Source organism: Solimonas aquatica, assembly GCF_900111015.1.
Lineage (GTDB): Bacteria > Pseudomonadota > Gammaproteobacteria > Nevskiales > Nevskiaceae > Solimonas > Solimonas aquatica.
On record NZ_FOFS01000007.1, the window covers coordinates 104,519 to 124,820 of the forward strand.

Annotated in this window: 21 protein-coding genes and 2 tRNA genes; 9 read left to right on the forward strand and 14 right to left on the reverse strand. The window is 65.1% G+C overall.

Translation table 11 applies throughout. The annotated features are described in order from the left end of the window. Positions 1–382: 382 nt before the first annotated feature. From BMY12_RS09985 to BMY12_RS20680, 4 genes are read right to left on the reverse strand one after another with little or no spacing between them, the layout of a single operon-like run. Complete coding sequence (locus BMY12_RS09985; protein WP_093285378.1) at positions 383–1,036, reverse strand: lecithin retinol acyltransferase family protein; 654 nt, start codon at positions 1,034–1,036, stop codon at positions 383–385. Between the two features lie 26 nt (positions 1,037–1,062). Beyond that, on the reverse strand, positions 1,063–1,764 hold the full coding sequence (locus BMY12_RS09990; RefSeq protein ID WP_177188934.1) for a DUF4339 domain-containing protein: 702 nt from the start codon (positions 1,762–1,764) through the stop codon (positions 1,063–1,065). Between the two features lie 42 nt (positions 1,765–1,806). Beyond that, on the reverse strand, positions 1,807–2,661 hold the full coding sequence (locus BMY12_RS09995) for a hypothetical protein (protein WP_143068914.1): 855 nt from the start codon (positions 2,659–2,661) through the stop codon (positions 1,807–1,809). A 24-nt stretch (positions 2,662–2,685) separates the two neighbouring features. Next, the gene (locus tag BMY12_RS20680; RefSeq protein WP_093285386.1) at positions 2,686–3,078 is read right to left on the reverse strand and encodes a YkvA family protein; all 393 of its coding nucleotides are present in this window, start codon (positions 3,076–3,078) and stop codon (positions 2,686–2,688) included. A 219-nt stretch (positions 3,079–3,297) separates the two neighbouring features. Here BMY12_RS20680 and BMY12_RS10005 point away from each other — a divergent pair, with 219 nt between their 5' ends. Next, complete coding sequence (locus BMY12_RS10005) at positions 3,298–3,585, forward strand: helix-turn-helix domain-containing protein (RefSeq protein WP_093285388.1); 288 nt, start codon at positions 3,298–3,300, stop codon at positions 3,583–3,585. A gap of 113 nt (positions 3,586–3,698) precedes the next feature. Here BMY12_RS10005 and BMY12_RS10010 read toward each other — a convergent pair whose 3' ends face one another. From BMY12_RS10010 to thiS, 8 genes are all read right to left on the reverse strand, one after another. Further along, on the reverse strand, positions 3,699–6,296 hold the full coding sequence (locus BMY12_RS10010; RefSeq protein ID WP_093285391.1) for a DNA polymerase: 2,598 nt from the start codon (positions 6,294–6,296) through the stop codon (positions 3,699–3,701). A 99-nt stretch (positions 6,297–6,395) separates the two neighbouring features. Then, positions 6,396–6,911 (reverse strand): hypothetical protein, encoded by a 516-nt coding sequence (locus tag BMY12_RS10015; RefSeq protein WP_093285393.1) that lies wholly within the window; start codon positions 6,909–6,911, stop codon positions 6,396–6,398. A gap of 71 nt (positions 6,912–6,982) precedes the next feature. Continuing rightward, positions 6,983–8,059, reverse strand: a complete 1,077-nt coding sequence (locus BMY12_RS19970) for a hypothetical protein (protein WP_143068915.1) — start codon at positions 8,057–8,059, stop codon at positions 6,983–6,985. 244 nt (positions 8,060–8,303) lie between these two features. Further along, positions 8,304–8,379 (reverse strand) — tRNA-Phe (locus tag BMY12_RS10020). Between the two features lie 100 nt (positions 8,380–8,479). Beyond that, positions 8,480–8,758, reverse strand: coding sequence for an oxidative damage protection protein (locus BMY12_RS10025; protein WP_093285396.1), 279 nt, complete (start codon positions 8,756–8,758; stop codon positions 8,480–8,482). Beyond that, complete coding sequence (gene mutY / locus BMY12_RS10030) at positions 8,755–9,846, reverse strand: A/G-specific adenine glycosylase (RefSeq protein WP_093285398.1); 1,092 nt, start codon at positions 9,844–9,846, stop codon at positions 8,755–8,757. Before mutY ends, BMY12_RS10025 begins: the two co-directional genes overlap by 4 nt. Next, positions 9,843–12,149 (reverse strand): AsmA family protein, encoded by a 2,307-nt coding sequence (locus BMY12_RS10035; RefSeq protein WP_093285401.1) that lies wholly within the window; start codon positions 12,147–12,149, stop codon positions 9,843–9,845. The genes mutY and BMY12_RS10035 overlap by 4 nt, the downstream gene beginning before the upstream one ends. Before the next feature lie 81 nt (positions 12,150–12,230). Next, positions 12,231–12,431, reverse strand: coding sequence for a sulfur carrier protein ThiS (gene thiS / locus BMY12_RS10040; protein ID WP_093285403.1), 201 nt, complete (start codon positions 12,429–12,431; stop codon positions 12,231–12,233). Positions 12,432–12,483: 52 nt separating this feature from the next. On the opposite strand from thiS, the gene BMY12_RS10045 reads away from it, so the two are divergent. The 7 genes from BMY12_RS10045 (at position 12,484) to BMY12_RS10075 (ending at position 17,404) form a co-directional block, all read left to right on the forward strand. Then, positions 12,484–12,557 (forward strand) — tRNA-Gly (locus BMY12_RS10045). A 94-nt stretch (positions 12,558–12,651) separates the two neighbouring features. Then, entirely contained in the window at positions 12,652–13,443 is a 792-nt protein-coding gene (locus BMY12_RS10050; RefSeq protein WP_093285406.1) for a thiazole synthase, read from the forward strand. A gap of 16 nt (positions 13,444–13,459) precedes the next feature. Beyond that, on the forward strand, positions 13,460–14,050 hold the full coding sequence (locus tag BMY12_RS10055; protein WP_093285408.1) for an FMN-binding negative transcriptional regulator: 591 nt from the start codon (positions 13,460–13,462) through the stop codon (positions 14,048–14,050). Further along, on the forward strand, positions 14,043–14,732 hold the full coding sequence (gene trmB / locus BMY12_RS10060) for a tRNA (guanosine(46)-N7)-methyltransferase TrmB (RefSeq protein ID WP_093285411.1): 690 nt from the start codon (positions 14,043–14,045) through the stop codon (positions 14,730–14,732). The genes BMY12_RS10055 and trmB overlap by 8 nt, the downstream gene beginning before the upstream one ends. Before the next feature lie 165 nt (positions 14,733–14,897). Then, on the forward strand, positions 14,898–15,782 hold the full coding sequence (locus BMY12_RS10065) for a phosphoribulokinase (protein WP_093285413.1): 885 nt from the start codon (positions 14,898–14,900) through the stop codon (positions 15,780–15,782). A 39-nt stretch (positions 15,783–15,821) separates the two neighbouring features. Next, a complete protein-coding gene (locus BMY12_RS10070; protein WP_093285416.1) occupies positions 15,822–16,853 on the forward strand; it encodes an NADP(H)-dependent aldo-keto reductase in 1,032 nt (343 codons plus the stop codon). A gap of 251 nt (positions 16,854–17,104) precedes the next feature. Continuing rightward, positions 17,105–17,404: a DUF6763 family protein gene (locus BMY12_RS10075; protein WP_093285418.1), complete on the forward strand. Its 300-nt coding sequence runs from the start codon at positions 17,105–17,107 to the stop codon at positions 17,402–17,404. Here the strand turns inward: BMY12_RS10075 and BMY12_RS10080 are convergent. After that, the gene (locus BMY12_RS10080) at positions 17,392–18,741 is read right to left on the reverse strand and encodes an AmpG family muropeptide MFS transporter (RefSeq protein ID WP_093285421.1); all 1,350 of its coding nucleotides are present in this window, start codon (positions 18,739–18,741) and stop codon (positions 17,392–17,394) included. The genes BMY12_RS10075 and BMY12_RS10080 overlap by 13 nt on opposite strands. Then, positions 18,738–19,514 (reverse strand): exodeoxyribonuclease III, encoded by a 777-nt coding sequence (locus tag BMY12_RS10085; RefSeq protein ID WP_093285423.1) that lies wholly within the window; start codon positions 19,512–19,514, stop codon positions 18,738–18,740. The genes BMY12_RS10080 and BMY12_RS10085 overlap by 4 nt, the downstream gene beginning before the upstream one ends. A 68-nt stretch (positions 19,515–19,582) precedes the next feature. Here BMY12_RS10085 and pyrE point away from each other — a divergent pair, with 68 nt between their 5' ends. Further along, positions 19,583–20,221 carry an orotate phosphoribosyltransferase gene (gene pyrE / locus BMY12_RS10090; protein WP_093285426.1) on the forward strand — a complete coding sequence of 213 codons (639 nt, stop codon included), beginning with the start codon at positions 19,583–19,585 and terminating at the stop codon, positions 20,219–20,221. Positions 20,222–20,302: the final 81 nt, after the last annotated feature.

Consider the following 20,302-nt stretch of genomic DNA (forward strand, 5'->3'; position numbering starts at 1 on the left):
TAAAGATCGCGCCATTTGACGAGCATTTCATTATTGGTCTCGGAGCAGTACCTGAGTTAGTCACTTCCGCCACTCCAAGAACTTTGCCCCAAGGGGTTCCACTGGCGAGACTGACCTAACCCTGTCTCGCACAAGTCTAGCGACCACCGCCAGAAACATCAGCAAAGAAGGGGGACTTTCCTTCCGACCGTCCGCTTCGGGCTGACAGCAGACACCCATCGCCAGCCCTCACGCTACCAACCACCATTGACCGACTGAGACGTCAGTCAAATTTCGACGCGCCAGCGCGTACAAAAGGAAGCCCCGGCAGCTCGTGAGAGCTGCCGGGGCCTATCTGCAGCAAGGGCCGTGGCCTAGAGACTCATCGCGAGCAATGGCCTGACTATTCCTTGACTCTCTTCAAAATCTTGTAAACGCCGTAACCAACAGCGGCGGCAGCCGCTGCGGGTGCGGCCGCGGTGATCGCAGCGCCGGCAGCCATTCCACCTCCCACCGTGCCACCGATGGCAGCAAGCCCGGAGGCAATGCCCGCGGCGGACAGACCGGCCACCGAGCCTGCAGCACTCACCGCACTGCCGGCGGTTCTGGCGGCGGCGCTGACATACGTAGACTTGCGCCCAGCCAACCAGTCCTCACCTTCGTTACCTGCCAGCGCAGGAGGATCGGCGAACACCGTCTTCCCGATCAGCGAGGCCATGTCGACGCCCGAGGACGCGCCCGACTCGCCGGTGATACACCACTCGCAGAATTGCTCGCCGTTGTTGTTGAGCAGGTCGAAGTTATCCTCGCCCAATCTCGATCGCGCCCGCGACACAATTTCCTCGGGCGAAAAGCGCGCGTCGTCGTGCGCTTTCACCCAGTAGCCCGCGCCCGCTCGAAACGCATCCAGGGACGTTTCTTCCATCGACCCGGATACCACGCCATCTTCATTTCCAGAATAGTGCACGACGCGATCGTCGCCCACGTAAATGCCATGGTGCGTGTACAGCAACCGCCATGACAGAAGATGCGACCCCACCGCTATGTGCTCGCCCATGTCAGTCTCCGTGTAAAAAACTACGCCTAACCGTTCCTGTATTCCCAAATGAAGCGCAGCCCCCACTTGGCGAGGATGAAGATCACCGCCAGGATGCTGCCGAAGAAGGCGAGGCCCGGGCCGAAGCGGTAGCGCAGCAGGGCCAGGTCCGTGAGGTCGTGCGGCAGACCGTCCTTGGCGTGCTGGCCATGCAGCGTCTTCTCGATCTGCTCCAGGTCGCCTTTGTTCTTGAGCAGGGTCATCCAGTAGGCCGCCAGCCCGATCAGGGCCAGGATGCCCCAGCCCGCGCCCGAGACGGCAAAGGTCATGAGCGTGGCCAGCGGCGCGACCAGCTTGCCGATCTTCACGATCTGCGGCTGCGCATCAAACGCCCGATCCAGGCGAGGCGCGTGGTAGACGCGCGGGTGGTTGTCGGTGCCTGTCGCCAAGCTGGCGCCGGGCATGGCGCTTGACGCGGACCAGCCGGCATCCGCCGGCGTGGCGGCGACCGCCACGGGCGGGGGTGCCACCGGCAGCGGCGGCGGCTGTCCTGCAGCACGCACCTCCTTCTTGGGCGGTACCAGGCCCTCGACCGTGGCAGCCGGCACCCAGTCCGTCATGCCCTCTGCCCAGACCAGATCGGACGCGCTGACCTGACCGTCTGCCAGCTTCTGCCGCAGCTCTTCTTCCGTGTGCGGTCCGAACCGCTCACTGCCCTTGGCATGCCACCATGCGTGCTCTCCCGCCATCATCTACCCCCGTTGTGCTGGATTGACTGCCATGACTGAGCTTCACCTGACCTTGCGGTAGCGGCCTTCCGGGAAGCATTTGTTGCTGCCCTCGACATCAATGTGGGCGTGGCCGGGCCCGAAGCTGATCGCGTAGCTGCCATCCGGTGCCGAGAGCGATCCCGAAGCACCGTCGTACTTCGGCTTGAAGGTCTGGTTCGCGCACAGGCTCGAACGCAGTTCGTCGCCACCATGGGGGCCTTCGTCGTCGGTGATGGTCGTCTTGTCGTTGCTGTAGGTGCCGTACGAAGAACCCTCGTCCGCCGGCGCGGCCGGTGCCGCAGGCGGGGGCGTCGCCTTGGCGACCTTCGCATTGGACTGTGCGTAGTAGACGACGTAGTCGATGATCGGGTTGGCGGCCTGCAGGTTGACGATCACATCCTTGCCGTCGGAGGTGCGCTGCGCGTCGTACTCGATGTTCCAGGCGACGGTACTCGGCCCCGCGATCGTGGGCATGCTCTCGCGCAGCGCGGCCAGCCGCTCGGCGCGCCCGTTGCCCGTGCCGTAGATTGCGTCCAACCGACGTTCCAGCTCGATGAGCATGCCGCTGGACGCGATGTTCTTGGCGACGGTTTCCGGCTTCATCGTGGCGCCGGTGACGTTCGCGGTCAGCAGCCCCGAGCACTGCAGGGCGCCCGATTCATTGCGGCTGCGCTCCGTCGTCTGGCTCAGCGCAATGTGCCCGCCGCCGGCAAACAGCGCCAACACGGCCTCTGGCGTGGCCTGTTTGGCGGCGTTGTCCGCCACGAGCCCCTCCAGCGTTTCCGCCACGACCTTGTCGTGGCACTGGAGCTTGGAGCCGCAGCCGGCCACCGCCAGGGCGGCAGCGGCCGCTGCCAATGTTTTTAGCGTTTTCATGGGTACCTCCGAGGTGAGGAGCGATCAGGCCCGCGCCCGCTTCCAGGCCGCGTACTTCGCCAGGTCCTCACCCACCAGCCTCAGGCAGAGGCCGACCACCATCGCGTCGTCCATGTAGCCGACGACCGGGATGAAGTCGGGGATCAGGTCCACCGGGCTGAGCACGTAGGCCAAGGCACCGACGATGGCCGCGATGCTCGCCCAAGGGACCTCGCGGTAGCTGCCGTTGGCGTAGTCGCGGATCAGCGAAAACATCAGCTTCACGTCATTCAGCAGCTTGCCCAAGGGCCCGCTGCCCGACACGATCTTTTCGATCTTCGCCTGCTTGCCGAGGATCTTCTCCATGTCCTCGGGCTTCACCTTGCCCGCAGACCGCTTCAGGTGTTCCCGTGCATCGTCTTCGGTGACTTCCGTCATTGCCTTTTCCCCTTTGTGAGTTGCCGGTGGTGGCCGATCGCAGCCGGCGTCTCGCCGCTGCGCGCGCGAATTTTTTCCCCGTGCGCGGTGCCGCGCTTATCTCCCATCAGACAAGCAGGCCTACCAGACTATACCTATTAATTCACAATATATTGTGAAGACAGTCAAGCACCTCGCACCTACGGTTCCCCCTCGACCGGGAGGGCGTCAGTGCAGGGAGTGGCGGACAAGGCGTTTGGCGAGGTACTGCGCGAATTACGCCTGGAGAAAGGGCTGTCGCAGGAGCAGCTGGCCCTCGATGCCGATCTCCAGCGCAACTACGTGTCCCTGCTGGAGCGGGGCCTCAATTCCGCGACGCTGAAGACGGTCTTCAAGATTGCTCCCGTGCTCGGGATCAAAGCGTCGGCAATGCTGCAGCTCGTCGAGGAAAAGGCCGGCAAGAGCAGCAGGGGACCCGCCAAACGCCCCCGTCGCGTCACACGCAAGCCATCAACGGCTAAAGCCTGATGGCCACGCCTGGCTTTGAGGAAGTGTGCGGGCCGGCTGGCGCCGGCCCGCACACTCTGTGAGAGAGCCCCCAAGCGCGCTGCGCTTGGGGGCTCGGATAGCGTCGTCGTCGCTCACCCGTCGACGACGATGCGGCGGACATCGAAGTCGGGAAACTGCGCGCTCACCACCTGCAGGAAGCGGTGCACGTCGGCGGTGTTCGGCGCGGAGTGTTCGACGATCGATGCGCGCGAGGCATTCTTCAGCTCTACGAGCGTCGTCGGGTAGCCGGCCGCCGTCAGCCACGCCGCCACGGCGGAGTAGGGCATTGCGCGTTCGGGGTCGACCTGCTTCTGTGCGTACAGGCGCAGAAAGGTCCGGCGCGCCACGCCCACCGCGCCCTCCCGCGTCAGGTTGATGCTCGTGCTGCCGCTGCGGCGATGTCTGGACGCGACCCTGCGAAACTGCAGTACACCGGACCAGTGCGCGTAGTCGTCGAGCGTCTTGAGGCAGCGTTCCCGGCGCCAGCCATCGAACTGCGCGCGCGCCTGCTCCATCTCCTCGCGGGTGCCCCAGGGCCCGGTGTCGAACGCCAGGTGCTCGACGCCCCGGACGGCCTGCACGCCCGGTGACAGGGGCCGACGCTTCATGTCGTACTCAAGGTTGAGTCGGACCTGCAGCGTTCGGCGCACGAGGTCGAAGTCGTGCACCCACTGGTCGCGCAGCGACGCGAACGAGCTCTGCTGCGTCAGGCTATCGGGCGTGCGTCCCAGGAAGAGATCGACCATGTAGTCGTTCCGTTCGGGCTTGGGCACGGGCGGCGACACGGACGTCATGGCCAGCACGATCGGGTGCCCTTCCAAGGGTATCGACGTGGCTTGGCCGCGCGTTTTCATGGAAATGATCTGTCGGGCGCCGTGCTTGCGCTCCAGCATGGGCAGGCCCGGCGCCACCCGCTCGGACAATTCGCGGAAGCGCGACGTCGCCGCGCCGCTCGTGTCCAGCGCCTCGATCGGCGCGTCGGTGATGAAGCCGTCTGTGGTAACGCTGATCGCTTGGCGGTCCGGCCCCAGCCCGGCCAGCAGTTCGCCCATCACGGCACGCACGAAGCCGGTGGCATGCGCCGCGAAGGCGGCGTGCGTGACCGCGCTGCGGGGAACGGCGTCCGATCCCATCCGGCGCGTGTTGAAGGCCCGCTTCTCGCGCAGGCCCTGCGCCGTCTTGCCGTACAGGCTGTTGCCGACGAGCTTGAAGTAGGCCTCGCGCAGCGAGCCCTTCACCTCCGCGCGCCGCAGCCGGGCGATCCGGGAGACGAACGGCTCGAAGAACCGCCGGTCGTCGTCGGCGATCCAAGGAAAGATCACGCCATCGCGCACCTTGACCTCACAGCCCATGCTCAGCGCCAGCGCGATCTCCGGCGCGGAGCAGGCGGTCTCGCCGACGAGCGTGAAGACGAGACCGCGCTCGGTCCGGATCGGCAGGCACGGAAAGCGGGTGCCGGGCGGGAAGGCGAATGTCACCCAGGCGAAGCCCATGATGCGCCCGACGAAGTCGGACGGGTCGGTGGTCCGCCGGACCCGCGCGTAGTCGATGGGGCTCAGATCAAGCAGCGCGGTGGTGTACGCGCCGCGCAGGTCGTAGTCAAACCACTCGCGGACCGGCGTCGGGCCGAAGCAGAAGGACTCATTGCGCCCGCCGTGGTAGGCATCGACGATCAGGTTTTCGGCGTAGCGGAGTTCCTGGCGAGGCAGCGCCACGCGCTGGGTCCTCACTTTGCCTTTGCGATCGTCCCAGTACGCCCTCTTGGCGACGCCAAGCCCCCAGAGCTCCTGGAAGTCGAAGCCGGCGTCGTGGAGGGCCGACTTGAGCGTCGCAACTGCCAGCGCGCTCACGGTGGCCGGCACTTCCGATCGCTTGGTCAGCAGCTCGGCGGTCGGCTTCAGGCCCAGGTAATACTTGGCCGCGATCTCCGCGTCGCGCAGACCGTAGGCTTCGAAGGCGCCCGGATCACGATCGCGAAGCTCATGCATTCGCTCGATGCTGAAGCCTTCTGGAATTTTCAGTTTTGGCAACTGCAGCCACTCGCCGACCTGCGCCAGCGACGTGCCCGGCGCGGTGTGGCGCGCGAGATCGACCAGGCGGATGGACAGCAACCTCGACAGCTCGTTCTCCATGCCGGTGACCGCGGACACGGAGCTCTTGTAGTGCGCGACGCCGGCCTCCATCGCCACCTCGAAGTCGGCATTCCTGCCGGTGGTCGCGACGCTCCCGCCGACGCCATCGAACTTGCGTTTGAACTCGTCGATATCGCCGAAGCTGGTCAAGTCGGCGCGCGTGAAGTAGCCGCACAGCACCACCTCCCGCGGCCATTCGAGGACCACCTTGCTCTTGATCGCATCCCCGATCAGCAGGGTCAGCTCGTCGACGAGCCCGGGCCGTTGCGAGCGCTTCTCTCCGGTCGGATAGACAACACGCGATGCCTCACCACACTCACCGATCAGGTAAAACTGCACGCTCAGCACCACGTTGCGGGTCGCGTCCTTGGGGTCCGGGCGCCACTCCGAGTCGACGCCCACCACGATGCTCGGCCCCAGGCCGGGCAGCGGCCCACCGCATTCAGCATCGAGGGCCTTGATCTCGTTATCGAGGATGCGGAGCTCTCGGTCGCACTCCACCTCGACCTCGATGATGTCGTCCAAGCTGAAGTCCCACGTGCGCTTCATGGCGCCCATGCGGAAGATTCCTCTGAAATTGGTGCCAGAAAGAAAAAGGGGTGACCGACGAAGTCGGTCACTCCCAATCAAACGCTTACCTCGTAAGCCTTTGGGGGCTTACTCTGGGTCGGTCATGTCATCGAGGTCCGACCAGTCCGGCTGCTGGGCATTGTCGTAATCGAGCAGCATGTCTCGGATGCGGTCACGGACCGCAGTCGCCTGAGCTTCGTTGGAAAGCTTGATGAAGCGCTTGTTGCCTTCCAGATCGCGAAGCAACACGATCGCCCTGCCGTCGACCTTCTCGCTCGACGTGTCCGGTTTGATCGCATACAGGTTCCCGTGTGGATCGACGATTTTGAGTAATTCGCCGGGACGCCGACGCTTCGGCTTGGGGCGCTCCACGCGTTGGGCCTTGGCGCCCCCATCGCCGTTGTCGCCGCCAGCCGCGAGCAGCAAGGGCCGTTCGGAAGCGACATGCGGCGCGCTCGCGGCGGTGGTCTGCGCAATCGCAGAGGTGGCCTGTTCGTTCGCCGCAGCGGTCTGGGCGACCGCTGCGGGGGGCTGTTCGCTCGCAGCAATGCCCCGCGTAAGCGCAGCGGCGATCGCGGTCGCTTTGAAACTCTCATCCTGCATCTCAACTCCTTCACTCTTGTCGCAGCCGAAACTGACTGCGGTGCAATAATCTGCGAAGAGCTCAGGCGGAATTAGTCTTTTGTGTGGTCCTTTTTGGGGGGCTTAAATTTCGAACGCAAGTAATGTTTTCTCGCCTCAGGAAGCCAGGCCCATGACGAGAGCGAATCGTTCAGTCGCTCGCTTCTTGTGGGCATCAACGGCAACCGAAGGTCGACCACACCATTGGCTCGATCTCGCGCCATTAAAGCCGCAAGCGGCCGGTTCCACGTGAGATCACGAAACCTCGACGGTGATAGGACATGAGAGTTTGGGGGGAACAGGGGTGCTGTCAGATACAGGATGGTCTTGCGATCGCAGTGGCCAAAAATCCTTAGGCACAACTCAGCGATCTTAAAATATTGCGCATGCTCGACCTCCCATTTTGATTTTCGATCTCCATGCGTCACGACCTTTAGCAATGGATCTCCCGAGCTTTGCATTCGAAGCGCTACGCCTTCTGCCAACGCCTCAGAAGCGTCGGCCGTTTGTTCTATTCCGATTATCTCTTGATCGTTAAGGTGAAACTCGATATTGAAAAGGTCTCGAGAATGAGTCAGAAAGGTTGTGAACTTACGCAGGGTTTCTTCCACCAGCCTAAAAGAGTTTTCCAACACTGTTGAGTTGAGAGAGGCAGTCTTTGCGTGGATGTGAATACTCAATAAACCACGGAAAAACCTGATGCGCCGCTCTACCCTGCGATACTGAGCGGCCTCGTCTCCGGCTTCGTTGTCCGCCAACTTTCTTTCAAGATGGTCGATTACTGATTCGATCCCAGTTTTCCCACCTCTAGCTAGAGCCTTGGAGAGGTAGCGGTGCCTTATCGAAGGAGGTGCGGGAGTTTCAAAGTACGGTTGCAGGGATGTCACAATGTTGGGCGGGTAGGCGACGCCCGGGTGTTTAAGTCGCTCCCGTGTGATCGAGCTGATAATCTCCCGATACTTGTCGAAATCCTTGACTAAATTCGGATCAGACTCGACCTGACGCGAAGGGCTTGTCCGAGCATTTGGAGTCCGTTTCTCGGTCGCATGCTGAGCCCCCTCCGTCAGTTTCTCGGCGGTAGATCTGTCTGACCCTTCACCCTTACCCTCGGTCGGTGTAATTTTCCGCATACATTTCCCCCTGCCAACAAAGGTACACCAATCGCGAGGGTCTACATTCAATCAACCGCAAACCCGCGGGATTGGGCTTAGGGGTGGCTGTGGCGGTTTCATTTAGCCGGACGAGCACGCCCGCAGCTAAAAGCACCCGGCATTGTTACGGCGCGGGGACTAGAAACCTTCGGGCACGAAGAAAGCCCAACCTCTCGGTTGGGCTTTCTTCGTTGTCTGACAACTGCTTACTCGACTTCGAGGATGGTGGCCGGGGACGGAATCGAACCGCCGACACGGGGATTTTCAATCCCCTGCTCTACCGACTGAGCTACCCGGCCATCGCTGGAAAGTGGGCCTGTTGAACCGCTGCAAGGCCGCGCGAGGCCGCGTATTAAAGCGGCGAGGCGCGGGTGCGTCAAGCGAAAGGGCAGAACTTGCTCAACCGGGCTCTTTCGGCGGCACGTAACCGGTCTGCGCCAGCTCGCCGCCACCGAAGAAGAATTTCTCCATTTCCTCCGTCAGCTGCTTGCGCGCGGCGGCGTCGGCGAGGTTCAGGCGGTATTCGTTGATCAGGCGGGTCTGGTGCTGGATCCACTGCTGCCAGGCCTGCTTGGAGACTTGCTCGAAAACGCGCTGGCCCATGGCGCCGGGCAGCGGCGGACGGTCCAGACCTTCCGCGTCGATGCCGAGTTTCACGCAATGCACGGTGCGGCTCATGGGAGGCTCTGCTGAGGTAGGGAGTCGAGCATTTTACGGATTGGCGCGGGCAGGCCCAAGCTGCGCAGCTGCTCGGCATCCAGCCATTGCCAGCGCGATTCGCGCAGCAGCGTGCCGCGCGCCTGCGCCGCGAAGCGCAGCGGCTGCAGCTGCAGCTCGAAATGGGTGAAGCCGTGGCGCAGCGCCGGCAGCGCTTGCGCCGCGCCGACGCGCAAGTCCTGCGCGGCGAGCCAGTCTTCGGCGCTGCCTTCCCCTTCGCTCAGCAGCGGCGGACACCAGAGCCCGCCCCAGAGGCCGCGGGGCGCGCGCCGTTCCAGCAGCAGGCGGGATTGCGCGTCGTAGATCAGCAGCAGCTGCGCGCTGCGCTGCGGGCGGGCCTTGGCGGGTTTGGCGCCCGGATAGCGCGCGGTCTCGCCGGCGATGCGCGCCTGGCAGTCCTGCGCCACCGGGCAGATCAGGCATTGCGGCGCGCGCGCGCTGCATAGCGTGGCGCCCAGGTCCATGATCGCCTGCGTGTAGTCGGCCAGGCGCGTATGCGGCAGGCGGGCTTCGGCCTGCGCCCACAGCGCTTTCTGCACGGCGGGCAGGCCGGGATAGCCGGCGATGGCGGCGTGCCGCGCCAGCACGCGCTTCACATTGCCGTCGAGGATCGCGTGCCGTTCGCCATAGGCCTGCGCCAGGATCGCGCCGGCCGTGGAGCGGCCGATGCCGGGCAGGGCGGTCATGGCTTCGATCTCGCGCGGAAATTTGCCGCCGTGTTCGCGCATCAGCTGCTGCGCGCAGCGATGCAGATTGCGCGCGCGGGCGTAGTAGCCCAGGCCTGCCCACAGCGCCAGCACCTCGTCGGCCGGGGCCTCGGCCAGCGCGCGCACATCGGGAAAGCGGTGCAGGAAGCGCTGGAAGTAGGGGATGACGGTGCTGACCTGCGTCTGCTGCAGCATGATCTCCGACAGCCACACACGATAGGCGCTGCGCGGATGCTGCCAGGGCAGATCGTGGCGGCCGTACTGGTCGAACCAGTCCAGCAGGCGCGTGGCGAAGTCCGGCGCGGCGGCGGCCGCGGCCGGACGGGAGGGGCGAGGCTTCACGGCGTGGGCGGGCTCTGTGACGGGGCGCTCTCCGGTGCGGCGGGTGCCGGCGCACTTTCCGCCGGCGCGCCCGGCTGCGGCTTGGGCTTGCCGAACAGGAATTTGTTGAGCTGATCGCCCAGCTTCTGCTTCAGCTCCTCGCGCTTTTCCTTGATCTGCTCGCGCACCTTCTCGGTGGCCTTCTGGCGCACCGCCTGCTTCACGTCGATCTTGTACTTGGGCTTGAACAGATTGCCCGTCAGGCGGATTGGCACCATCACGCCGTTGAGATTTTCCAGCGCCTTGCCGCTCTGGCCGGTGGCGGTGTTCACCACCGTGGGCTTGACGGTGTAGTCGATGGTCTCGCGCGCCAGATCCACCGAGCCTTCGCCGCCGACACGGAACAGCGGGCTGGCGGCGTTCAGATCATTGCTGCTGAGCACGCCGTTGTTGACGGAGCCGCTGACGCTGATGGTGCTGAAGTCGGTTTCCGGCGCGGTGGCCGGCTCCTGGTAGTTCATGTTGCCGCTGAGCATGGCGTCGGCCTTGCGCAGGATCTGGCCCAGGTTGAAGCCCTTCACCGCGCCATTGCGCGCCTCGGCGGCGAGCTTGCCGTTGAGAGTCGCGCGCACCGCGCCCAGGGTCTTGCCGCGGCCGCTCAGGTCCATGGACAGCGCCGCCGTGCCGCTCACGTAATCCTTGCCGGTGAGATCGAGCAGGAAGGGCGCGGCCTGGAAGCCATCGAGATTGCCGCTCCAGGCGAAGCCCGGCGTGGCACCCGGCGTGTAACGCTGGTTGAGCTTCACGCTGCCGCCGTAGAGATTGGCGCTGATGCTCTGCTGCTTGGTGTTGCCGCCGCGTCCGGCGAGCTGCAGGCGGATGTTGCTGAGCTTGAGCTTGTGGATGGTCAGCTTGCCCAGCTGCGCCGTGCCCTCGGCGTTGAGCTTGTCGAGCAGGGCGGTGGGCAGGGGCGTGGCATCGCGCGCGGCCTTGGCGGTGGCGCTGTCCACCGGCGCGTTCTTCACCTCGGGCTTTTCCACCTTGGGCGGCAGATAGCGGTCGGCGTCGATGCCGTCCACGTTCAGGGCGAAGCCGAGGGCCAGGGTCTTGAAGTCGGTGATGTCGAGATGGCCGCTGGCCTTGCTCTGGTCCAGCGTCAGGTTCAGATCGCGCAGGCTTGCGGTCTTGAAGCTGCCCACGTAATTGGCGCTCAGGCTGGCCGTGCCCAGCGCCTTCTCATCGGTGGTCTGCAGCTTCATGCCGAAGCTCTCCAGCAGCTGGCGCGGCGAGAACGGCGCGATTTTCACCGGGCCGTAGAGCATCGGCTCTTCGCCGGAAAGGTTCTTGCCGGTGAGATCGGTCTGCAGCGTCAGCCCGCCGGCCTGCAGCTCGGCCTTGGCGAAGCGCAGCGCGCCGGCCGGGACGTTGTAGGCCAGGTCGCCGCGCAGCTGCACGGTCTGCTTGCCGCCGGGCAGGCTGGGGTTCGCAGCCTCGAGGCTGAGCTTGAGGTTCTGCAGATTGAAAATCTTGCCGGCGAGATCGGCGGCCAGCTGCGCGCCGAGCTGCGTGTCCAGCTCGTAGCCGGCGGCCTTGCCCTTCACCGTGAGCTTGAAGTTCTGCGAGGACAGCTTCTGCGTGGCGAAGTCGCCGTCCATGCGCCCGCTGAGACGCACATCCACCTGCGCTTCCGGCGCACGGGAAATCAGGGTGGCGGCGAAGTCCAGATCGAAGGGTTTCTTCAGATCCAGTGCGCCGGTGTCCAGCTTGAGCTTCTGCACCTCGTAGTGCTTGCCGGCCTGCTGATCGTCATAGACCAGGGCCGCGTCGCGGATCTTGATGCCGGCGATGTCGATCTGCGTGGGCGTCTTGCCGCCCTCGGGATTTTCTTCCGGCTTTTCGGCCTCGGCCTCCTGCTTCTGGCGGTCGAGCAGGTCCTGCCAGTTGCTGAGGCCCTGTGCGTTCCTGGCCAGGTTCACGTGCAGACCGTCCAGGGTCACGGTGCTGGCCTTGACCTTGCGGTCGCGCAGCAGCGGCAGCAGTTCCACGCCCACCGACACTTCCTTGACTTCGGCAAAGGGCTGCTCGCCGAAGCCCGGCGCATTGCCCAGCCTGGCGTCGCGGATGGAGACATTGAGCCAGGGAAAGATCTTCATGCCGATCTCGCCCAGCTGCAGGCTGCGCCCGGTTTGCTTCTGCACCGCCGCCGCGATCTGCTGGCGGTAGTCGTTGGGATTGAACATCAGCACCGCCGCCACCAGCGCGGCGATGATCAGGGCCAGGAGGCCGCCGAATACCAGCAGGACAATCTTCAGGGGTCTGGCCATGAGTGCGGTCCGCAGTGTCGTGAGAGGGGCGAGTCTAGGCAGAAAAATCTGGCCGGGGTATGAACCGGCGGCGCTCAGCGCTCAGCCGCCACCGATGGCCTGCACGATCAGCAGCTCGTCGCCCTCGGCGAGCACGGTCTGCGCGTGGCGTGAGCGCGGCACGATCCGGCCGTTGAGCTCCACGGCGACGCGCTTGTCGCCCAGCTGCAGCAGCACCAGCAGTTCACTCAGATTCATGGGGCCGGCGAGGCGCTGCGCCTCGCCGTTGACGTGGATATTCATGGCCGTTTGTTTTGACTGGTCGGAAGGCCCGGCTACAATGCTCGCTCGCCAGGCGGGTGTAGTTCAATGGTAGAACTGTAGCTTCCCAAGCTACTAACGTGGGTTCGATTCCCATCACCCGCTCCAGGATTTACATCCTTGTAACAGCTCGCGGCTTGGTATTACATCCATGTAACGGCTCGCGCCATCCATGGCGCGGGATTCAAACAAAGCGAACTTCATGATGAGTGAGAACACCGATTCCCTGGTCATTGCCGGCAAGGCGTATGCCTCGCGGTTGCTGGTGGGTACGGGCAAGTACAAGGATTTGAGCCAGACGCGCGCGGCGATTGTCGCCAGCGGTGCGCAGATCGTCACGGTGGCCATCCGCCGCACGAACATCGGCCAGAACAAGAACGAGCCGAATCTCCTGGACGTGATTCCGCCCACGGAGTTCACCCTGCTGCCCAATACCGCCGGCTGCTACACGGTCAAGGATGCGGTGCACACCTGCCAGCTGGCGCGCGAACTGCTCGACGGCCATTCCCTGGTGAAGCTGGAAGTGCTGGGCGATGCCAAGACCCTCTACCCGGATGTGCCGGCCACGCTGCAGGCCGCCGAGATGCTGGTGAAGGACGGCTTCCAGGTGATGGTCTATACCAGCGACGATCCCATCATCTGCAAGCGCCTGGAGGAGATCGGCTGCGTGGCGGTGATGCCGCTGGCCGCGCCCATCGGCTCGGGCCTGGGCATCCAGAACAAGTACAACATCCTGACCATCGTCGAGAACGCCAAGGTGCCGATTCTGGTCGATGCCGGCGTGGGCACGGCCAGCGATGCCGCCATCGCCATGGAGCTGGGCTGTGACGGCGTGCTGATGAACACCGCGATCGCCGAAGCGCGCGATCCGGTGCTGATGGCCAGCGCCATGAAGAAAGCCATCGAGGCCGGGCGTGAGGCGTATCGCGCCGGGCGCATGCCGCGTCGCCGGTTCGCCTCGGCGTCCTCGCCCAGCGAGGGCCTGCCGTTCTGAACGCGGCCGTGCGCGCATGAGCCTGTACACCCCGGAGAGTTTCCACAGCCGCGACCGCGCCGCCGCCGAGCAGCTGATCGCGGACTATCCCTTCGCCACGCTGATCACCAGCGTCGCGGATCAGGCGCCTTGCATCAGCCATCTGCCCTTGCTGCGCGAGGGCGAGCTGCTCTACGGGCACATGGCGCGGGCGAACCCGCACTGGCAGCAGTTCGCGGCCGGTCGCACGCTGGCGGTGTTTCAGGGTCCGCATGCCTATGTTTCGCCGCGCTGGTATCCGGTGCCGCAGAAGCATGTGCCCACCTGGAATTACGCGGTCGTGCATGTCGGCGGCCAGCCCGAGCTGCTGGATGAAGAAGCCAGCGAGGCGGCGGTGATGCAGCTGAGCCTGCACTTCGATCCGCAATTCATGGCGGCACCCGCACGGCTCGCGCAGCTGCTGCCGGGCATCGTCGCATTCCGCCTGCCGATGACGCAGCTGGAGATCAAATTCAAGATGAGCCAGAACCGCACGCCGCCGGAGCGCGCGGCGTTGCAGGCGCAGCTGCTGGCCAGTCGCGAGCCGCTGGCGCGCGCCACCGGGCAGTGGATGAAAGACCATGGATGAGGCGCCGGCGCACTGGCGCCAGATCCGCTCCTTCGTGCGCCGCGAAGGCCGCATGACCGAGGCCCAGCAGCGCGCCATCAGCGAGCTGTGGCCGCGCTATGGCGTGGAAACGCCGGCGCAGGCCCTGGATCTGGACGCGCTGTTCGGCCGCGCGGCGCCGCGCGTGTTCGAGATCGGCTTCGGCATGGGCGACTACCTCTGCAGCCGCGTGCTCGCCGAGCCGCAGCATGATTTCTTCGGCGTGGAAGTGCATCGTCCCGGCGTCGGCCGTCTGCTCAACCGCGTGGCGGAAGCCGGCGCGCGCAATCTGCGCGTGGCCAGCCACGATGCCGTGGAAGTGCTGCGCGACTGGCTGCCCGAGGCCTGCCTGGATGAAATCGTCATCCAGTTTCCCGATCCCTGGCACAAGGCGCGGCATCACAAGCGGCGTCTGATCCAGCCGGAGTTCGCGCGTCTGGCGGTGAGCCGCCTGAAGCCCGGCGGCCTGCTGTCCCTGGCCACCGACTGGCAGCACTATGCCGAGCACATGCTCGCGGTGCTCAATGCCGAGCCGGGTCTGCGCAACGAAGCGGTGGATGGCGGCTATGTGCCGCGCCCGGCCACACGCCTGAAAACCAAGTTCGAGCTGCGCGGCGAGCGGCTGGGGCATGCGGTGTTTGATCTGGCGTATCGGCGGGTTTGAGAGGTCCCCCTCTTCGCAGGCACTTCTCCCGCAAGGGGCGCGGGGAGACAGCGGCCCCGGGATGGCGAGCTCGTCGTCACCGGCTGACCCATTCCCCTCTCCGCTCGCGGGAGAGGGCGCACCGCCATTGCTTCGCCACGCAACTGCGGTAATCTGCACCCAGCTATGTCCATCCTCCATCCCATCATCGGTATCACCGGTTCCAGCGGCGCCGGCACCAGCACGGCGGTGCTGGCTTTCATGCGCATGTTCGCGGCACTGGGACTCAAGGGCGCGCTGGTGGAGGGCGATGCCTTTCACGCCTATGACCGCGAGCAGCTGCGCCGCACCCTGGAGCGCGCGCGCATCCGGGGCGAGAACTTCTCCTTGTTCTCGCCGGCGGCGAACCTGCTGGAGCGCCTGGAAGGCCTGCTGCGCGATTACGGCGCCAGGGGTCATGGCATCAGCCGCCACTATCTGCATCGCGAGGACGAGGCCGAGGCCCACGGGCAGTCCGCCGGCACCTTCACCGCCTGGGAACGCCTGCCGCCGGACACCGACCTGCTGCTTTACGAAGGTCTGCACGGCGGCTACGTGGGCGATGAGGTCAACATCGCCGCGCACATGGATCTGCTGATCGGCGTCACGCCAGTGATCAATCTGGAATGGATCCAGAAAATCCGTCGCGATGCCGGTGAGCGCGGCTACGATCCGCAGGACGTCACGCGCACCATCCTGCGCCGCATGCCGGACTACGTGAACTACATCGTGCCGCAGTTTTCGCGCACCGATATCAACTTCCAGCGCGTGCCGCTGGTGGACACCAGCAATCCCTTCGCCTTGCGCGAGATTCCGCGCAGCGAGGAGATTCTGGTGGTGATCCATTTCAACGAGCACAGCCGCGTGGCGCCGGATTTCGAGCTGCTGCAGCGCGAGGTGCCGGGCGCGTACTCCCCGCATCACCGCACCCTGGTGGTGCCGGGACCGCAGCAGGAACGCGCGCTGGAGCTGATTTTCAAGCCGGTGATCGAGCGCCTGATCGCGCGCCGTAATGCGGCGCGCAGCGCCTAGGCGCCGCTGCCCGCGCTTTCCTTTCGCAGCGAGACTGTCATGCAATACCGTCCTCTGGGCCGCACCGGGCTCAACATCAGTCTGATCGGCCTGGGCACCATGACCTGGGGCGAGCAGAACAGCGAGGCCGAAGCGCACGCGCAGATGGACATGGCCGTGGCCGCCGGCGTGAACTTCTTCGACACCGCCGAGATGTATCCGGTGGCGCCGCGCGCGGAAACGCAGGGCCGCACCGAGCAGTACATCGGCAGCTGGTTTGCGAAAACCGGCAAGCGTCGCGAGATCGTGCTCGCCACCAAGGTGATCGGTCCGGGCATGTTTCCCTATATCCGCGGCGGCCCGAAGCTGGATCGCGCCTCGGTGCTCGCGGCCTGCGAGACCAGCCTTGCGCGCCTGCAGACCGATTACATCGATCTGTATCAGGTGCACTGGCCGCAGCGCCCCGCCAATTACTTCGGCCGCCTGGGCTATGAAGAAGGCGGCGACGGCGGCGTGAGCATCGAAGAGACGCTGGATGCGCTCGGCGAGCTGGTGCGCCAGGGCAAGGTGCGGCACATCGGCATCTCCAATGAAACGCCCTGGGGCTTGTCGGAGTATCTGCGCCTGCATCGTGAAAAAAACCTGCCGCGCGTGGCCAGCGTGCAGAACCCCTACAGCCTGCTCAATCGCAGCTACGAGATCGGCCTGGCCGAATTCGCCGCACGCGAGGACGTGGGCCTGCTGGCCTATTCGCCGCTGGCGATGGGCGTGCTGTCCGGCAAGTATCTGGACGGCGCCAAGCCCGCCGGTTCGCGCATGGCCTTGTTCACGCGCTTCACGCGCTATCAGGGCGAGCAGGCCGAAGCCGCCACGCGCGCCTACGTGGAACTGGCGCGCGCGCAGCAGCTCGATCCCGCGCAGATGGCGCTGGCCTTCGTGAACTCGCGGCCGTTTGTTGTCTCCACGCTGATGGGGGCCACCACGCCGGCGCAGCTGAAGATCGCGCTGGACAGCGCCGAGCTGCGTCTGAGCAGCAAGGTCTTGCGCGAGATCGAAGCGATTCACCGGCGCCATACGATTCCCTGCCCGTGAGCTGGGGCCTGAGGCGGCGCGGTGCCGTGCTGATGAAACCCGGTGTCATGCCTGCGAAGGCGTGCATCCCGTGTGCGCCATCGGCCGAGTGCCGTGCCGGCTCACTGGATTCCCGCTGACGCACCAATGACAAAGGCGCCTCTTTTTTTGCCTCGTGCCTCACGCTGTCCACACAGCCAATCCCCGCTTGCAGCCTGCGCCTGGGCGGCGTAGAACTGGCTGCCCATCCGTGTTTCATCTGGAGGTGCGCCATGGCGGAATGGCTGCGTGAACTGTCGGTCGGGCAGTGGTTCGAAACCGGCGGCGAGCCCTTCGAGATCGTCGGCATCGATATTCCGGCCGAGCTGGTGCTGGTGCAGCACTACGACGGCACGCTGGAAGATTTTGACTTCGAAACCTGGATGACCCTGGCGGCGAGTCCCTGCGCGCCGCCCGAGGATTATTCCGGCGCCCTCGACATCGGTCCCGAGGACTACGCGGAGCGCGACGAGCCGCCCGCGCGCGGGCACTGGGACAGTCCCGCCGATCTGGTCGAAAGCTACGAGCGCTGAGCCGCGCCCAGCGGATGACGGATCAGATAGGCCGAGAGCAACAGCGCTGGCAGCGTCAGCGCGGCGGTGTAGAGAAAGAAATCGGCATAGCCCCAGGCGTCGACGATGCGCCCGGAAAAACCCGCCAGCAGCTTGCCCGGCAAGGGGAACAGCGAGCCGAACAGCGCGTACTGCGTGGCGGTGTAAGCGCTGTTGGTGAGGCCTGACAAGAAGGCGACGAAGGCGGTGCCGGCGATGCCGATGCCGATGTTGTCCACACTGATGGCAATGCCCAGATGCAGCAGCTCCGGTGCTGGCAGGCGCGCCAGCCAGGAGAAGAACAGATTGCCGCAGGCAATCACCGCCACACCGACGAACAAGGTGCGGGCGATGCCCAGGGCCGCCACCAGGCTGCCCGCGATCAGCACGCCGAGCATGGTCATGATGATGCCGTAGACCTTGGACATCGCCGCGATCTGCGTGAGCGTGTAGCCCTTGTCCAGATAGAAGGGATTGGCCATCACGCCCATCGCGTACTCGTGCATGCGGTATACGCCGATGAACAGCAGGATCAGCGCCGCCTTGCGCCAGCCATTGCGCGAGAAGAAATCCAGGAACGGACAGAGCAGCGCGCCGATCAGCCAGGCGGCGAGCTTGCGCAGCGACGCCGGCCAGTGTCGCGAGCGCTGCAGGAAATCCAGCACGCGCTGTTCCTGCGCGTGTGCGAAGTCGCCGATGCCGCGCTGCTGCTCGTTCATCAGCAGCACGGTGAGGATGCCCACGCCCGCCAGCAGCGCCATGCACAGATAGCTCAAGGTCCAGCCGTGTTCGGCGGCAATCAGCAGTGCGCCGGCACCGGCCACGATCAGCGCGATGCGATAACCCAGCTGATACGCCGCCGCCAGCGCGCCCTGCTGCTCGCTCGGCGCGCATTCGATGCGATACGCATCCAGCGCGATGTCCTGCGTGGCGGAGGAGAAGGCCACCAGCACCGCCAGCAGCGCGGTGCGTTCCAGGTTCTGCGCCGGATCGTTGAAGGCCATCAGCGCCAGACCCGTGGCGATGCCGCATTGCGCCAGCAGCATCCAGCTGCGGCGCCGGCCCAGCCAGGTCGTGAGCAAGGGCAGCGGCAGACGATCCACCACCGGCGACCAGAACAGCTTCAGCGAATAGGTCAGGCCCACCCAGGAGAAATAGCCGATGGTGGCGCGCGACACGCCGGCCTGTGCGAGCCAGGCCGAGAGCGTGGTGAACACCAGCAGAAAGGGCAGGCCCGCCGAGAAGCCGAGAAACAGCAGGCCGCGCACGCGCGCATCGGCGTAGACGCGCGCCGCCTCGCGCCAGCGCTGCAGCGTCACAGGGCGTAATCCAGAATCAGCGGTGCGTGATCGGAGAAGCGCTGGTCCTTGTAGACGCTGGCGCTGCGCAGCGCCTCGCGCAGATTGGGCGTGATGATGTGGTAGTCGATGCGCCAGCCCACGTTCTTGGCCCAGGCCTGACCGCGATTGCTCCACCAGGTGTAGGCCTCACCCTCGGCCTCGGGATGCAGCACGCGGTAGGCGTCCACCCAGCCCAATTCGTTGAACAAGGTGTCGAGCCAGGCGCGCTCATGCGGCAGAAAGCCGGAGTTCTTCTGATTGCCGCGCCAGTTTTTCAGATCGATGTTGCGATGTGCGATGTTCCAGTCGCCGACCACGATGTACTGGCGCCCGGACTGGAGCCAGTCGCGCATCAGCGGCAGGAAGAACTGCAGGAAGCGATCCTTGCTGGCCTGGCGCTCGGGACCGGCCGAACCGGAAGGCAGATACAGCGAGACCACGGACAGCTTGCCGTAGCGCAGCTCCAGATAACGCCCCTCGTCATCGAACTCGCGCTCGCCGAGTTTGTCGAGCACCTGATCAGGCTCTTTCTTCGCGAAGATGCCCACGCCGGCATAGCCCTTCTTCTGCGCATGATTGAAATGCGCATGCCAGCCCTTGGGCGAGAAGGTTTCGTCGCCTTCCAGATCGGAGAGCTGCGCCTTGATTTCCTGCAGGCAGAGGAAGTCGGCCTTCTGCGCGGGCAGCCAGTCGAACAGGCCCTTGCGTGCGGCGGAGCGGATGCCGTTGGCATTGAGCGAAATGACTTTCACGCGGGTGTCCTGTCGATGGGGCTGGATCAGGCCGTATCATAGCGGCCCGCCTTCGCCTTTCGACCGCCATGCTCGACCATCAGACCGATTTTCTGCAGCTGGCCTTGCAGCACGAGGTGCTCAAGTTCGGGCAGTTCACGCTCAAGTCCGGGCGCCAGTCGCCGTACTTCTTCAACCTGGGAAAAATCGCCTCGGGCGCCGCGATGCGCCGGCTGGCGCAAGCCTATGCGCGCACGCTCAAGGCCGCGGGCATCGAATGCGACATGCTGTTCGGCCCGGCCTACAAGGGCATTCCGCTGGTCACCGCCGTGGCCTGCGCGCTGGCGGAGTGGGGCACGGACCTGCCCTTTGCCTACAACCGCAAGGAAGCCAAGGATCACGGCGAAGGCGGCACCCTGGTGGGTGCGCCGCCGCGCGGTCGCGTGGTGATCATCGACGATGTGCTCACCGCCGGCACCGCGCTGCGCGAGGCCGTGGCCATGCTCAAGAAAGCCGGCGCACAACCGGTGGCGGCGCTGATTGCGCTGGACCGTCAGGAGAAAGGGCCTTCGGGTCTGTCCGCCGTGCAGGAAATGGAGCGCGACTCGGGCGTGCGCGTGATTCCCATCGTCAGCGTGCGCGAGGTGCTGAGCTATCTCGCCGAAGGCCGCGTCGATGCGGCGACGCTGGAGGCGATTCGCGCTTATCAGGGGCAGTATTGCATTTGAGGGTTCCCCCTCTCCCCTGACCACTCTCCCGCGAGGGGAGAGGGGAATGGTTTCGTTTGAATCTGAAGCCTTCAATCCGGC